Here is a 14,737-nt window from a genome sequence, read left to right as displayed (position 1 = left end):
AGGAAAAAAACATGAGCGATGAAATTATAAATAAGGTAGCGCAGAGCGCCCTGCTTTCACTTGATCTCGAAGATTATTACCCGAAGGAGGAAATTCTGGTATTTGACCTGAAGAATTATTTATTCATGGAAATGATCCTGAAGGAAAAAGAATTTCGTGCTGCCCTTCAAAATACGGATTGGTCCATATACCAGGATAAGATAGTTGCCGTCACCTGTTCGACCGAAGCCATTATTCCTTTATGGGCCTATATGCTGATAGCTGTTTATTTGCAACCCTTCGCCAGGGATATAATTATGGGAGATGAACAGACGGCTCTTCAACAAACATTTCTCGCCAGGCTGGCAGCCATAAATCTGGAAGAATATACCGATAAGAGGGTTGTCATAAAAGGATGCGGAGATTTTGGTATCGGAGGATATGCCTATATGGAAATAGCCAAACGATTGAGGCCGGTAGTGAAAAGCATCATGTATGGAGAACCGTGCAGCACTGTCCCGGTCTACAAGAAAAAACAGGATAGCTTTTAGAGCCTGAAAAAATAAAAGGAGTTTGGGTTACAGGAATTAGGCGGAAGGCTTAAAGTAATTTTCCCTGCATGATGAGAAAAGCAACGGAAAAATAAATGATCAACCCCGTGACATCTACAAGTGTTGCCACAAAAGGGGCAGAAGAGGCGGCGGGATCCGCCCCCAGCTTTTTTAAGATCAGCGGAAGCATACTGCCCGAAACTGTACCCCACAAAACCACCCCGATCAGCGAGAAAAAAATGGTAAGGGCTACCAGGATCCAATGTTCACCGTAGTTATATAAATGGAATTTTTGCCAAAGAAATACCCGGAGGAAACCAACTATACCCAGGATGAGGCCCAGGGTAAGTCCGGAAAGGATTTCCCGGGCCATAACCCGCCACCAATCTCTGAAACCGATCTCGCCAAGTGCCATGGCGCGGATGATTATGGAAGAAGCCTGGCTTCCTGAGTTACCACCGCTGGAAATGATGAGGGGGATAAAAAGAGCGAGGACGACGGCTTTACTGATCTCTCCTTCGAAATGGCCCATAGCCGTGGCAGTTAACATCTCACCAAGGAAAAGAATGATCAGCCAGCCCGCCCTTTTTTTCATCAGACTGGCAAAAGGAATAGTCGTATAGGGTTCGTCTAATGCTTCGGAACCCCCGATCTTTTGCATTTCACGCGTATCTTCTTTTTCTGCAAGTCTTAATACATCATCCGCAGTCACAACACCGAGCAGTACTCCGTTGTTATCGATGACCGGCAAGGCAAAACGGCTATTGTTGCGGAATACCTTGATCGCTTCCTTCTGGGCGTCATTGACGTTCAGGGCAATGAACTGGTAATCCATTATCTGGGCAACGGAGGTCCCGCGATCGACAATTAAAAAATCTTTGATATTGATATCATCGACCAAAACTCCCTTTTCATCCACCACAAATAAAAAATTCAGGTTCTCCGTAGCCTTTCCGCGTTGCCGGATAACGTCCAATACCTGGTGACAGGTTTCAGCCGGTGTTATTGCCACGTAGTCCGGTGTCATCAAACGACCTACCGATCCTTCGTCATAACCCAGTAATTCCAGGGTTTTTGCCCGGTGTTCAGGAGTAAGGACTTTCAGCAATTCCTTTACCGCATTACCGGGCAACATAGAAAGAAAAGCTGTACGGTCATCCGGCTGAAGGGCGTTTAACAACTCGGCTGCTTTTTCTTCAGGCAGGGACTTTATTATATTTTCCTGCTTTTTTCTGCGGAGAAATTTAAAGGCCCTGGCCGCAGTTTTTGTATCCAGATGCTGGAATAATTGAACGGCTAATTTGCTATAACGATTGGTAAAATCAACAATATCCCTCGGAGTAAGTTTGTTCAATTTTACAAACTCCGTGATGCGGTTATGTTGCAGCAGGTTTTTGATATCGTTCAGGTTTAGCATACGTCAAAAGTACAGAACCGGGTCTTGTTATATAAATTTCTTCCAGGATTATTACTCCCCCTTTAGGGAGTTGGGGGGCTAAGGCGCTAAGGTGCAGACGACAATACCTGGTCGATCCGGTGGACAACCAGCCGACTACCGGCTGTTTGATTACCGCTAAGCCAATTAGCCGGCACCGCATTGTTACTGCCCTTGAACTGTAAATTTGTGCCTCCCTGGGTACTTATCCCGATGACTCCGCCCTCCAGATTTGTAAGGCTTGTCAGGCCAAGCAGGGTATTGGAAAAATATATTCCCTGGCTGGCCTGGTTCTTAACCAATAAAACGAGACTGGCTGAGTCTGCAGCATTGATCATGCTGGTATCGGCATAACCGGCAGCCATAAAAGCGCTGTTTACCGGGGCGAACAAAGTGTACCCGCCGGATGAAAGAAGACTGTCGATCGCCGGAAGACGCCGGACAACCTGGGCCAGCAGACTCAGGCTGGAATCCCCGGCCAATAAAGGATCCAGCGAATCCGCCGCAGACGGGAGAGGGGCCTGGTTCAAACGGTATACAAGAGCGTTACCAACCGTAGCAGGGTCGCCTGCAGCCGGAATTCCATTGAACCAGATCTGACCATTGTCAGGCATCCCGTAAACGGAGTCTCCCCGGCTGGTCATGAAGCCAGTATAGATGCCGTTGTTCAGGGTGATCAGGGTAAGAATATAGTGATAGCGGATCAGATTATTAGCAAAATTGGCTTTAAGCGTATCGATACCGGCGTCGGTATAACCAGCTGCACGAAAAGCGGTATTGGTGGGCATTAACCAGGTAATGGGTTTATCTGCCAGCAATGCGGCGTCATTTCCCTGCAAGAGCATCCGGTGAAAAAAACTCAGCGTCGTATCCGTGTTGACAAGGGTTTGGAGAGGCGTGAGTTTGACATTCTCCGGGTTGCTGGTTGGTGTACAGGAAACCACCCCCATCAATAAAAGGCTTAGGCATCCTGCCAGCCTGCAAAAACAGGCTGCAGAAAAAGAGCGGTTTTTAAGATTATAATTTTTCATATAAAGCACGCAGCCTTTCGCGGGTCATGGTCTTTTCCCAGTCTTTTCCCAGCGCATTTTCCCACAAAGGCTTCATTACAAAAGAAACGTCGATCATGGCATTGAATTGTTCGTCTGAAAGCCCTTTTGTAATATGCTGAGGAATATCGATCTTGTTTTTTTCAACCATTTTCTTAAACTCATAGACCCCATCGGGATAAAACTCTTCCAGTTTATCGAATACGATACAATTCCCGATCCCGTGTTTGGTGCCCAGCAGATAAGCAAGACCATAACTTACCGCATGAGCTACCCCCACCTGTGAATAAGCGATGCTCATACCACCGGCATAGGAAGCCATCATCAGTTTATCATCACTTGCATCATCCCATCCCTGTTTTTTTACATAGACTTCCTGGCATAATTGCAGGGCTTTTTCACCATAGGATTTACTGAATTCATTAAGAAAGGTTCCCTGCAGGCTTTCAATACAATGAATATAACAATCCATACCCGTATAGAACCGTTGGTTCGCAGGAGCATTAGCTGTCAATTCCGGATCCAGTACGATCTGATCGAATGGGGTAAAATCAGAATTCATCCCCAGTTTTTTTGTTGGCCCGGTAAGTACGGTGGTGCGGGAAACTTCCGCCCCGGTTCCGCTCAGCGTGGGAATGCCGGCTTTATAAACTCCAGGGAACTTCACCAGATCCCAGCCTTGATAATCAGCTGAAGAACCCGGATTGGTCATCATCAGGGAAACGGCTTTGGCGAGGTCCATGGTAGACCCACCACCAATGCCGATTATGCCGCTAACGGTACCGAACTCCTGTTTGAGATCTCCGGCAAGTTTATCGACATAGGTGGTTTTGGGCTCGTAACTGACATCCACGAAAATGAGCTTATCTTTTCCGCGCAGCGGAATACGATCGGCCAGGGGCTTATTTTTAAAAAAATGGTCTAAGAGAAAAATAACAGGAGCATCCCCTTTTCGTCTGGGAGCTAAAATTTCATCCAGCTGGTTAAAACTTCCCCTGCCATAGATGACATAACCAACCATCTTAAAATTGCGAAACTTATTCACGCTCATAATTGTCTTTTTTTGTACACCAACATCTGGTCCGGTAAAACGCACAAACCTTGACTTTCAGCTATCAGCTACGTTAAATAAGATGCAAAAATAAGGGATTGTTAACTTACCAGGGCTGCGGCGCCAAAAACACCGGCACTGTCACCCAGACTGGGTTTTAACAAGGGAGTTTCCACCCGGTTATTAAAAATAAATTTCCCGAGGGAATCCACTCCGTCGGAGTAAAGGATATCCAGATTGCCCACACCTCCGCCAACTACAATCACATCCGGATCCAGCAGATTCGTGATCACGGAAACGGCCTTGCCAAAAAAATGGGAGAGCCGCCGGATCGTTTGGGTGGCAGCCTCATCGGTACCTGAAAGATGCCTGGCGGTTATTTCTTTAAGCTTAACCGGAGTGCCCGTAAGTCCGGCATAAAATCTTTCCAATGCAGGACCGGATATGACGGTTTCTACGCAGCCCGTTTTACCGCAATAACATGGCCCTCCCGATTCATCCAGGAAGTTATGTCCCCACTCACCGGCGATGCCATGCCGTCCGTTCCAGATCTTTCCGTCCATAACGATGCCTCCGCCGACGCCAGTACCCATGATTATGCCGAAAACCATTTTCGCCAGGGGTGCTTTTTCCTTCACGATGCCCCAATGCGCCTCTGCCAGTGCAAAACAATTAGCATCATTGGCCATGACAAGCGGTAATTGAAGAGCCGCTTCCAGGTCTTTTTGCAGGGGTTTTCCGTTCAGAATAGTGGTATTGCAGTTTTTCATCGTTTGGAGCGTAGGGTCCAGTACGCCGGGAGTACCTATACCGATAGCGGTTGGCTTCAGACCGGATCGTTGTTCCAGCTCGGTCACGAGTTTGGCGAATTGCCCCAAAATATGATCATAACCTTTGGATGCTTCGGTATCGACGCGGGTACGGACAAGAGGAACGGGCCTGTCGATGGACTCCAGGATAACACCTTCTATTTTGGTACCACCCAGGTCAATGCCCCATAATGCTTGATTCATGCAGGAAAGAATAAAGAAATGAAAAATGAATATGTTCAAAACAACAAAAACCGGATAATGATACCTGATTATGATGCTCAGGTATCATTATGATGCTAAATGTAAGAAATCCCCTTTTTAGCATTTTTAAAAAGTTCAGCCGGGATTGAAAAAATAATATTTTTTAATACGACTATGATCCGGGTAACGCGACTCGTCTGCAAATGCAATTTTTAAACAGACAACTTTCCGGATTTGATCAGCTCCTCTGCGTTCTTAAGATCTGTTTCCGTGTCGATCTCCAGGGCAAGGTAATCGGTCGCTATCATCTTTATAGGGATACCGTTCTCCAGGAACCGCAGACATTCGACACTCTCGGTCTGTTCCAGGGCTGTGGGCGCCAATCCAGCGAACTCCAACAGGGCCGCTCTTGTAAAAATATACACGCCTATATGCTCATAATGAATGGCAGCCGGCGTTTGATTTCTTACGAAAGGGATCACACTCCTGCTAAAGTAGAGGGCAAAATTGTTTTTATCACAAACCACTTTTACAAAATCCCTGCTTTCAATCTGGGCCTTGTCGTCCATGGGTCGCATAAGACTGCCGACCATCCGGAGATTTATTTTAGGATCGATGGCGGCCAAAAGATCTTCCAGGGGCTTTTTATCTACGAAAGGCTCATCCCCCTGAACATTCACGATGACATCGGCGTCGATCGTTTTTAGCGCCTGGGCGATCCGGTCTGTACCGCTCGTATGTTGTTCTTTGAAAAAAAAGACTTTTCCTCCGTAGTTTTCAATCTCCTGTTTTATTTCTTCACTATTCGTCACAACGGCCACCTCGTCAAAAAGCTTATAGGATGCGATCCTTTCGTAAGTAGCGCGGATGACCGTTTTGCCGGCCAAGGGCTTCAGCAGTTTACCAGGAAAGCGGCTGGCATCATAACGGGCGGGGATCAAACAGATTCTCCGGACAGGCTTTTCATTCATATGGCTATTTTTCATTTAGTAAATCTTTTTCAGGGAAAACTGGATTTATAACGTGTTGGGCTTGGGATAATTATGTTTATTTACTGAATATGCCCGTAAAAATAGTTTTTTAACCGCAGCTGTCATTTTTAACCGGCATTTTTATTTATATTTAAAGTACCTAACGTTCTCTGTTTGCCTGCATTATTTCCCTGCTACCAAAACCCTTATTTATGCATACCAGTGAACTGCTTAATAGTTATCCGGCCGATCCCAATACCTGGGACGAAATGTACACGGACCACGCCGTCAGGGAACAGTATAAAGGAGTGGTGGATTTTATGCAGCAAATGAGCATAGAGGAGCTGAACAAAAAGGAAGAACTGGCCAAAAGGCTTTTTATGAGCCAGGGCATAACCTTTACTGTCTATAGCAGCGGAGAGGGCATCGAGAAAATATTCCCCTTCGATATCATACCCAGGATCATTACGGCCGCCGAATGGAGTTATATTGAAGCCGGCATACGTCAGAGGCTCAAAGCGCTGAACCTTTTTCTCAAAGATGTATACAATGAACAGTTTATCCTGAAGGACGGGATCGTTCCGACGGAGATGATCTACAGCTGCCCCCATTTTCTGCGGGAAATGCATGGGATGCCTGTCCCGCATGATATATATGTGCATATTGCAGGGATCGATCTCATCCGTAACAATGACGGGACCTTCTATATTCTCGAAGACAACCTCCGCACCCCCAGCGGAGTAAGTTATATGCTGGAGAATCGTGAGATCACCAAACGGATCTTTCCCGATCTGCTGCCCCGGAATAATGTAAGGACGGTAATGGAATATCCCAATATCCTTCACCGTAACCTGGTCTCGCTGTCTCCCCGGCAGACGGCAAACCCAACAATAGTTTTACTGACACCCGGAATTTATAATTCTGCCTATTTCGAACATACCACCCTGGCGAGATTAATGGGAGTCGAACTGGTGGAAGGAAGAGACCTGGTAGTGGACAATCACCGGGTGTACATGAAAACGACCGCAGGATTACAGCAGGTTGATGTGATCTACCGGCGGGTGGATGATGAATTTCTTGACCCCCTCGTCTTTAATCCGGAAAGCATGCTTGGCGTATCGGGAATCATGAGCGCATACCGGAAAGGCAATGTGGCTATTGTCAATGCCGTTGGAAATGGTGTGGCGGATGATAAAGCTATATATACTTATGTTCCTGCCATGATCCGTTATTATCTGAATGAAGAGCCCATCCTCAAGAATGTACCCACCTATCAATTGGGAAATTTGGATGAGCGCGAGCATGTCTTTGGGAATATGGATAAAATGGTCATCAAAAAAACCAATGAGAGCGGCGGTTATGGCATGCTGATGGGACATACAGCCAGTGAGGAAGAGATCAGGCGCTACCAGGTAGAGATCGTAAAAGACCCTCGTCAATATATCGCCCAACCGATCATCAATCTTTCTTCAGCCCCCTGTTATATGAATGGCAGATTAAAACCCCGCCGCGTTGATCTTCGGCCATACGCCCTTTGCGGCCCCGACGGAATCCAGATCGTACCGGGAGGTCTGACCCGGGTGGCGCTGAGAGAAGGGTCCCTGGTCGTTAATTCATCACAGGGAGGCGGAAGTAAAGACACCTGGGTACTGGCCGGGTAAATCATGAATGACGGGGCGAATTAAAAAGAGTCATGACAGGATTTGAAAATTAAATCAATTAAGAAAGCATGTTAAGCCGGGTCGCAGACAGTTTATATTGGATGAGCCGTTATCTTGAACGGACGGATGGGATTTTGCGAATGCTCAAAATAAATTACGCATCTTACCAGGATGATGTACAGGAGTTTTCCTGGAAACCGGTCCTTCGGACCTTTACCTATCTGGATGAAGAAAAAGCAGCCAGCATTGCCCGGTATTCCAGATCTGTTCTTCAGTATATGGTCACCGATAAGGAGAACAGCAACTCGGTCCTGAATATCATCACCCTGGCCCGTGAAAATGCGAGGAGTGTACAGGACCATATCACCAAGGAGCTTTGGCAATGTCTGAACGACTTTTATCATACGATCCGGGATGAACAACTGGTTCGTGAACTGGATAAAGAAGATCCGGTGACGATCCTGGATATTTTGATCCGCCAGGGTCTATTGTATTACGGTATCACGGATGTGACTATGGCAAGAGGAGAGGGATATGCCTTCATTAATATTGGTAAATTCCTGGAAAGAGGAGTTCAGTCGGCAGACATACTCGACGTAAAATTCAGCGACCGGAATTATGATTTTACCAAAACCGATACGACCTATTGGAAGTATCTCCTTTTATCCATTTCCGGATATGAGTTATATCTGAAAACCTACCGGAGTGGTTTTGATGCAAAGAATGTCATTGGACAGGTGATCCTGAATGAAGATTTCCCTCGCTCGGTGATCTATTCTGTCAACCAGATGCATCATTATTTTGAGCGGCTGAAAGGGGAACGGAATAAAGAAGCCTACCGGGAAATTGATTTTATGATCGGGAAGATAAAAAGCAAGGTGAAATATTCGACGGTGGAATCCATCCTGGAACAGGGTCTTCATTCTTTCCTGAAAGGAATAAAAGAGGATCTTTACGGGGTGGGGGTTGCTTTTAACCAGGGTTATTTTGCCTATTCATAATCCATATATTTACCCCTTCCATGATCCTTTTCACTCCTTAATTTAACCGGATGCCCCGCTTTAATATCCATCATATTACAAAATATACATACGAAGGCCCTGTGAGGGACAGCGCGAACCAGATCGTTCTGTTCCCGATCAAAGATGCCTTTCAGGAGGTATTGAAACAGGAGTTATCGATTACAGGAGACCCGCTGGTCGATATACACAAGGATTATTATGGCAATGAAGCGGGGTCCTTTACGCATGCGGAACCTCATATTTTGCTGATTATCGATTCAAAAGTAGAAGTGATCACCAAACCCAGACCATTGCCTGTCGATGAATCCGGTGCCGCCGAACAATGGGAACATCTCAAAGAGATCCGTTTCCAGGTACCCTATATTGACTTTTTAAAACAGGAACCCTTCGAGGCCATAAAAGAAGTGCTGGGAGAGGTCCGCCTGGATGAAATAAAGACCCTCACTCCACTGGAAGCCGCAAAAAAATTAAAAACGTATGTTTATGATAATTTCCAGTATATCAAAGGAGTCACCACGGTAGAAACGACTCCCGATGAAATTTGGAAAGGGAAGGCAGGGGTCTGCCAGGATTTTGCCCATATATTATTGACCTTCCTGCGTATGATCCAGATGCCGGCAAGATATGTGAGCGGATATATTTGCCCAAACAGGAATGGAATGAGGGGTGAAGGTGCGACCCATGCCTGGATTGAAGCGTATATTCCTGGCAACGGATGGGTCGGATTGGACCCCACCAATAATTGTCTCGCCGGCGATCTTTATGTCCGGTTGGCTGTAGGACGCAATTTCTATGACTGCTCGCCGGTAAAAGGTACCTATAAAGGATCGGCCGGACAGAAACTGGAAGTAGGGGTATCGGTTTCCTATGAAGACGGAAAAACAAATGAAGAGGTTTCGGAAACCGTCCTTTCTCCTCAGCCGGAAAAGAACGGGGAAGAACAGAACTCATACCGGCGTTACCAGGAAATGATGCAGCAACAGCAGCAACAGCAGCAACAGCAGCAACAGTAGGACCTAACCTTTATTACCCAAATCTCCGAATTTCCCGTTAACAGGAGGTCTGTACTGCCCGAAAGGCATTTTTAATAAAGGGCCCATACGGTTATTTTCTGTTTCGTCCGGATACGTGTCGATCCCATAGTGTAGCTCCCGGGTGTCCATTACAAATACATAAGTCCCAAAAAGCCGATCCCAGAAAGAAAAAATATTGCCATAATTCGTGTCCGTAAGTGGTTGTGTATAATGGTGATGGGCCTTGTGCATGTCCGGTGAGACAATGATCCAGGCAATTGCCGAATCAAGCCATTTTGGCAAAGAAATATTGGCGTGGTTGAATTGTGAAAATACGACGGATAAGGACTGATAAAGATAAACCAGCCAGAGAGGTGCACCGGTTATGGCAACCGCGAGGAGCGTAAACAAGGCGCGAAACACGCTTTCGCCGGGGTGATGCCGGTTGGCGGTAGTTGTATCCACCCAGGTATCGCTGTGATGGATCAGGTGGAATTTCCACATCCACTTAACCTGGTGTTGTAACCAATGAATGAACCAGGCTCCGATCAGATCCATCAATAAAAGCCCCAGCAAGGCGAAAAGCCAGAGAGGCATGGAATACAAATATAAAAGGCCGGCTTTGTGCAAGCTGGCATATTGACTCGTTCGTACGATCAGGATCGCAAACCCGAAATTGATAAGGATGGTGGTGAACGTAAAGAACAGATTTAATCCCGCATGACGGATCTTTTTATAGCGAAACCGGAATAGGGGAAGAAACCCTTCCAGGATCCAAAAGAAGAGAATCCCTCCTGCCAGAATCGCTGCTCGTTGCCACGAGGGGATCTGGTTGAAATAATGGACAAGCTGTTGCATAGGATTTCCGGTTTTGAAAATAGTCCGGTCCTCTCAGAAAGATACTAAATCATTTACAACAGCACCATAATTATTAATTCACACTTAACTATTGAGCATCAGCGGCATTACCAGCATCAGGACTTCTTCATTCTCGTCCTGCTCGGTAGGTTTGATGATACCTGCCTTGGTAGGGGTGGAGAGTTCCATCCTGACTTCGTCGGAATCCGTAGAGGCCAGCATCTCAATTAAGAACCTTGCGTTAAAAGCAATGGCCAGATCTTCGCCGTCATACTGGCATTTCATGCGTTCGTTCCCTTCAAAAGAGAAGTCGACGTCCTGGGCGGCTAATTGTAATTCGCTTCCCTGAATATTCAGGACGACCTGGTTAGTGCTTTTATTACTGAAAATGCTGACACGACGCAAGGCGCTTTGAAAATCGCTCCGGCCAACCAGTAGTTTATACGGATTGTCTGCAGGAATGACCACTTTATAATCCGGAAAACGGGCATCGATCAGCCGGCAGCTCATCTGGGTGGTGCCGTGGCTTACAAAAAGGTGATTGCTGTTATAACTGATCGTTATCTCGTCGTTATTGGAGGGAAGGGCAGATTTTAGGAGATTTAAAGGCTTCTTTGGTACGATCAGGGTATCGTTTTTAGGGCAGCTCACATCTGTACGTTTGTAACGGACCAGTCGATGTGCATCTGTAGCCACGAACTGAAGCCCCTTTTTATCCATTTCAAAGAAAACTCCGGTCATGGCAGGACGGAGATCGTCGCTGCTGACGGCAAACAAGGTTTTATTGATCGCTGTTACCAAAGCCGCAGAAGTCATCGTGAAAGAAGTCGTTTCATCGGTAGCAGGCTCCTTGGGAAAGTTATCAGGGTTTTCTCCCATGACCTTATATTTTCCGTTATCACTGGTCAGTTCAACGGCAAAATGTTTATCGATATTGAAGGTGAGCGGCTGATCAGGAATATTCTTCAAAGAATCGATCAGGATCTTGGCCGGTATACAGACCTTCCCGCTCTCCTTGGCTTCTACTTCCATATGCACCTTCATCACGGTTTCGAGATCGGTGGCGACCACAGTCAGTTTATTTTTTTCCACTTCGAACAAAAAGTCTTCCAGAATGGGCAGAACGGTATTGGCATTGATCACACCGCTGATTTGTTGCAATTGTTTCAATAAAGCCGAGGACGAAACGATAAACTTCATGGAATGTGTGTTTGGGGCGAAACTACTGATTCATTGGGTAATCGCCAAGACATTAAGGACAGCTATTATTTTCCCCCGCTCTAATTGTTAATTTCTTGTGACTAAACCCTGTTTCCTCCCCCTGTTTGTTCGTAAATTTGCTATTCAGACAAAAATCAGGACCCGAAATGATGATCCGCAAACAAAACCTGACCAAAGAACAGGCCCTGCAGAAAGCCAGGTACTATTGCGGTTACCAGGAGCGCTGTCACAGCGAAGTAAAGGAAAAGCTCTACTCTTTCGGTCTTTGGAAAAAAGACGTGGAAGAGGCGATTTCTACCCTGATTGAAGAGAATTATCTCAATGAGGAGCGGTTTGCCATTCAATTTGCCGGAGGCAAATTCAGGATGAAACAATGGGGGCGGGTCAAAATACGTTATGAACTGAAGCAAAAACAGGTAGGGGAGTATTGTATCAAAAAAGCCCTGGCAGCCATACCGGAAGAGGACTATATCAAAACCCTGGAGAAGTTGGCTGATGAAAAATGGGAAACATTAAAAGGGGAGGAGGCGATTTTTTTACGAAAACGGAAATTACAGGACTATTTATTGCAGAAGGGATATGAATCCAGCCTGACAGGAGCGGTTTTAAAAGAGATCAACATACCGGATTAGTTTCATGAAATAACGAAACGTAATTGTTTCTTAGTAAAAAATCGGGAAAAGCAAGACATTACAAAACATTTCATAAGGAAAGGAAAATAAATCAGACTGCTTTATATTCAGGTAACATTATCCTTCTTATTTTGCACGGGAATGTCCACACTCACCATAACAACCATACAGGCAGATCTTGTTTGGGAAGACAAGGCGGTTAATCTGCGCCGTTTTGAAGAAAAGATTGGTAACATCCGGGAAAATACGGAGGTAGTGATTCTGCCCGAAATGTTCAGTACTGGATTTAGTATGCGGCCGGAGACCCTCGCAGAACCAATGAACGGCCCAACCCTGGCATGGATGAAAAAAATGGCTGCCCAAAAAAGGGCTGTTCTTACCGGGAGTATGATCATCGAAGAAAAGGGAAATTATTACAATCGCCTCATCTGGATGCTGCCCAATGGCTCCTTCGGTTATTATGATAAACGTCATCGTTTTGCTTACGCGGGCGAGAACGAACACTATACGGCCGGGCACAAAAGGTTGATCGCCTCGGTAAAAGGATGGAGGATCAACCTAATGGTTTGTTATGATTTGCGTTTTCCCGTATGGAGCCGGCAGACGCAGGGAGCAGAGCCAGCGTTAAGGAATGGTCCTGAACATCATACTCCTTCAGCGGTTCCGCCGGCAGCCCTACCGGAGATGACTTCCAGTCTGGAATACGATCTGCTTCTTTATGTTGCCAATTGGCCGGAACGCCGGAGTCATGCCTGGAAAACGTTGTTGCAGGCAAGGGCCATCGAAAATCAGGCTTATGTAATAGGCGTGAACCGGGTTGGAATTGATGGAAATAATATCCTTCACTCTGGTGATTCCCTGATCGTTGATCCCCTTGGAGAAGTGCTGCACCAGGATTCAGGAGAAGAAGCCGTTTATACGCATACATTCCGGAAAGAGGACCTTGAGGAAATAAGGACCCGGTTTCCTTTCTGGCAGGATGCCGATCATTTTTCAATAGAACCCTGATATTAAAACAACTTTATGGCAACGGCATTTATCGCCCGTGAAATTTTTACGGGACAGGAAATAAAGACTGGAATGGCAGTCCTGGTTAAAGACGGAAAGATAGCAGCGTTAGTGGAGGCTTCGGCGATCCCGGCGGGTTACCGACGGCAGGAACTCCGGGGTGGCTTATTGGCACCGGCATTTATGGATCTTCAGATCTATGGGGGAAACGGTAAATTATTTTCCGCGGAAATGACCACCGATTCCCTGGAAGCCGTTTATGAATATTGTCTGCAGGGAGGTTGTACACAATTCCTGATCACCATGGCCACGAGTTCCATTGAAAAATTTGTTCAGGGAATAGAAGTGGTTAAACAATACCAGGCAGCAGGCGGTAAGGGTCTGATGGGAGTACACCTGGAAGGCCCCTATCTTAACGCGGTGAAAAAAGGGGCGCACCTGGAAAAATTCATTAAGAAACCTGTAACCGAAGAGATCAGGATGCTTCTTGAAAAAGGGAAAGGCGTTTTCAAAATGATGACTGTCGCGCCGGAACAGTGTGAAAAAGAATGTATCGAATTGCTGCTGCAAAATAAGGTCGTCGTTTCCGCCGGCCACAGTAATGCCACCTATGGGCAGGCCACAGATGGGTTTTATATGGGAATCCCCGCCGCAACTCACCTGTTCAATGCCATGTCTCCCCTTCAGGGGCGTGAACCCGGAATGGTTGGAGCAATTTATGATCACAATGATGTCCGGGCCAGTATCGTTTGTGACGGGGTCCATGTCGATTTTAATTCAGTCAGGATCAGTAAAAAAATTATGCAGGACCGCCTGTTCTTTATAACGGATGCGGTAGCTGAAGTTCAATATGGCGAATATTCCCATGTCTTTAAAGGAGACAGATACACGCTGCCTGATGGAACTCTGTCCGGCTCGGCCCTGACAATGCTTCAGGCAGTAAAGAACGGGGTGGAAAAAGTAGGGATTCCTTTGCCCGAAGCCTTGAGAATGGCCTCGCTTTATCCTGCTGCGTTAATGGGCCTTGATAAAAAATGGGGTAGTATACAGCCCGGTGCCCAGGCCGATTTCGTGTTGCTGGACGAACAGTTGAACCTGATGCAGGTGATTGTGGAGGGAGAAGGGTAGATAACCTTCATTCGTTTTGTCTTCCTTCGTCGTTACGCCAAAAAAATCGCTTATTTGTCTGCCTTTCCTGGAAATGTCTGTTTAACAATTAAAGTTTTATGAAATAAGCAGAATTTTTCCTGAAAAAAACCGTTTAAAAGTGACA

The 14,737-nt window shown here is 46.2% G+C and carries 14 protein-coding genes; 7 read left to right on the top strand and 7 right to left on the bottom strand.

Annotation, left to right across the window (positions count from 1 at the left end; all coding sequences use genetic code 11):
* The first annotated feature begins 11 nt into the window (after positions 1-11).
* On the top strand, positions 12-530 hold the full coding sequence (locus ACX0G9_RS26140) for a DUF2480 family protein (protein ID WP_459067923.1): 519 nt from the start codon (positions 12-14) through the stop codon (positions 528-530).
* A 49-nt stretch (positions 531-579) separates the two neighbouring features.
* Here ACX0G9_RS26140 and mgtE read toward each other — a convergent pair whose 3' ends face one another.
* The 5 genes from mgtE to kdsB form a co-directional block, all read right to left on the bottom strand.
* Positions 580-1,947 (bottom strand): magnesium transporter, encoded by a 1,368-nt coding sequence (gene mgtE, locus ACX0G9_RS26135; protein ID WP_459067922.1) that lies wholly within the window; start codon positions 1,945-1,947, stop codon positions 580-582.
* 86 nt (positions 1,948-2,033) lie between these two features.
* Positions 2,034-2,996, bottom strand: a complete 963-nt coding sequence (locus ACX0G9_RS26130; protein ID WP_459067921.1) for a fasciclin domain-containing protein — start codon at positions 2,994-2,996, stop codon at positions 2,034-2,036.
* Complete coding sequence (locus ACX0G9_RS26125) at positions 2,983-4,065, bottom strand: iron-containing alcohol dehydrogenase family protein (protein WP_459067920.1); 1,083 nt, start codon at positions 4,063-4,065, stop codon at positions 2,983-2,985. Before ACX0G9_RS26125 ends, ACX0G9_RS26130 begins: the two co-directional genes overlap by 14 nt.
* A gap of 101 nt (positions 4,066-4,166) precedes the next feature.
* A complete protein-coding gene (locus ACX0G9_RS26120) occupies positions 4,167-5,078 on the bottom strand; it encodes an ROK family protein (RefSeq protein WP_459067919.1) in 912 nt (303 codons plus the stop codon).
* A gap of 212 nt (positions 5,079-5,290) precedes the next feature.
* Positions 5,291-6,049, bottom strand: a complete 759-nt coding sequence (kdsB, locus tag ACX0G9_RS26115) for a 3-deoxy-manno-octulosonate cytidylyltransferase (RefSeq protein WP_459067918.1) — start codon at positions 6,047-6,049, stop codon at positions 5,291-5,293.
* A 212-nt stretch (positions 6,050-6,261) separates the two neighbouring features.
* Between kdsB and ACX0G9_RS26110 the strand changes: the two genes are divergently transcribed.
* From ACX0G9_RS26110 to ACX0G9_RS26100, 3 genes are all read left to right on the top strand, one after another.
* Positions 6,262-7,710 (top strand): circularly permuted type 2 ATP-grasp protein, encoded by a 1,449-nt coding sequence (locus tag ACX0G9_RS26110; protein ID WP_459067917.1) that lies wholly within the window; start codon positions 6,262-6,264, stop codon positions 7,708-7,710.
* Between the two features lie 68 nt (positions 7,711-7,778).
* Positions 7,779-8,711, top strand: coding sequence for an alpha-E domain-containing protein (locus ACX0G9_RS26105; RefSeq protein WP_459067916.1), 933 nt, complete (start codon positions 7,779-7,781; stop codon positions 8,709-8,711).
* Positions 8,712-8,761: 50 nt separating this feature from the next.
* Positions 8,762-9,745 carry a transglutaminase family protein gene (locus tag ACX0G9_RS26100; protein WP_459067915.1) on the top strand — a complete coding sequence of 328 codons (984 nt, stop codon included), beginning with the start codon at positions 8,762-8,764 and terminating at the stop codon, positions 9,743-9,745.
* Positions 9,746-9,748: 3 nt separating this feature from the next.
* Here ACX0G9_RS26100 and ACX0G9_RS26095 read toward each other — a convergent pair whose 3' ends face one another.
* A complete protein-coding gene (locus ACX0G9_RS26095) occupies positions 9,749-10,603 on the bottom strand; it encodes a sterol desaturase family protein (protein WP_459067914.1) in 855 nt (284 codons plus the stop codon).
* An 84-nt stretch (positions 10,604-10,687) separates the two neighbouring features.
* Positions 10,688-11,803: a DNA polymerase III subunit beta gene (gene dnaN, locus ACX0G9_RS26090; protein ID WP_459067913.1), complete on the bottom strand. Its 1,116-nt coding sequence runs from the start codon at positions 11,801-11,803 to the stop codon at positions 10,688-10,690.
* A gap of 167 nt (positions 11,804-11,970) precedes the next feature.
* On the opposite strand from dnaN, the gene ACX0G9_RS26085 reads away from it, so the two are divergent.
* The 3 genes from ACX0G9_RS26085 (at position 11,971) to nagA (ending at position 14,592) form a co-directional block, all read left to right on the top strand.
* Positions 11,971-12,456 carry a regulatory protein RecX gene (locus ACX0G9_RS26085; RefSeq protein ID WP_459067912.1) on the top strand — a complete coding sequence of 162 codons (486 nt, stop codon included), beginning with the start codon at positions 11,971-11,973 and terminating at the stop codon, positions 12,454-12,456.
* Between the two features lie 141 nt (positions 12,457-12,597).
* The gene (locus ACX0G9_RS26080) at positions 12,598-13,464 is read left to right on the top strand and encodes a nitrilase family protein (protein WP_459067911.1); all 867 of its coding nucleotides are present in this window, start codon (positions 12,598-12,600) and stop codon (positions 13,462-13,464) included.
* A gap of 15 nt (positions 13,465-13,479) precedes the next feature.
* Positions 13,480-14,592, top strand: coding sequence for an N-acetylglucosamine-6-phosphate deacetylase (nagA, locus tag ACX0G9_RS26075; RefSeq protein WP_459067910.1), 1,113 nt, complete (start codon positions 13,480-13,482; stop codon positions 14,590-14,592).
* Positions 14,593-14,737 lie beyond the last annotated feature (145 nt).

Source organism: Flavitalea flava (assembly GCF_054461575.1).
This window is presented reverse-complemented; position numbering and strand designations above follow the sequence as displayed.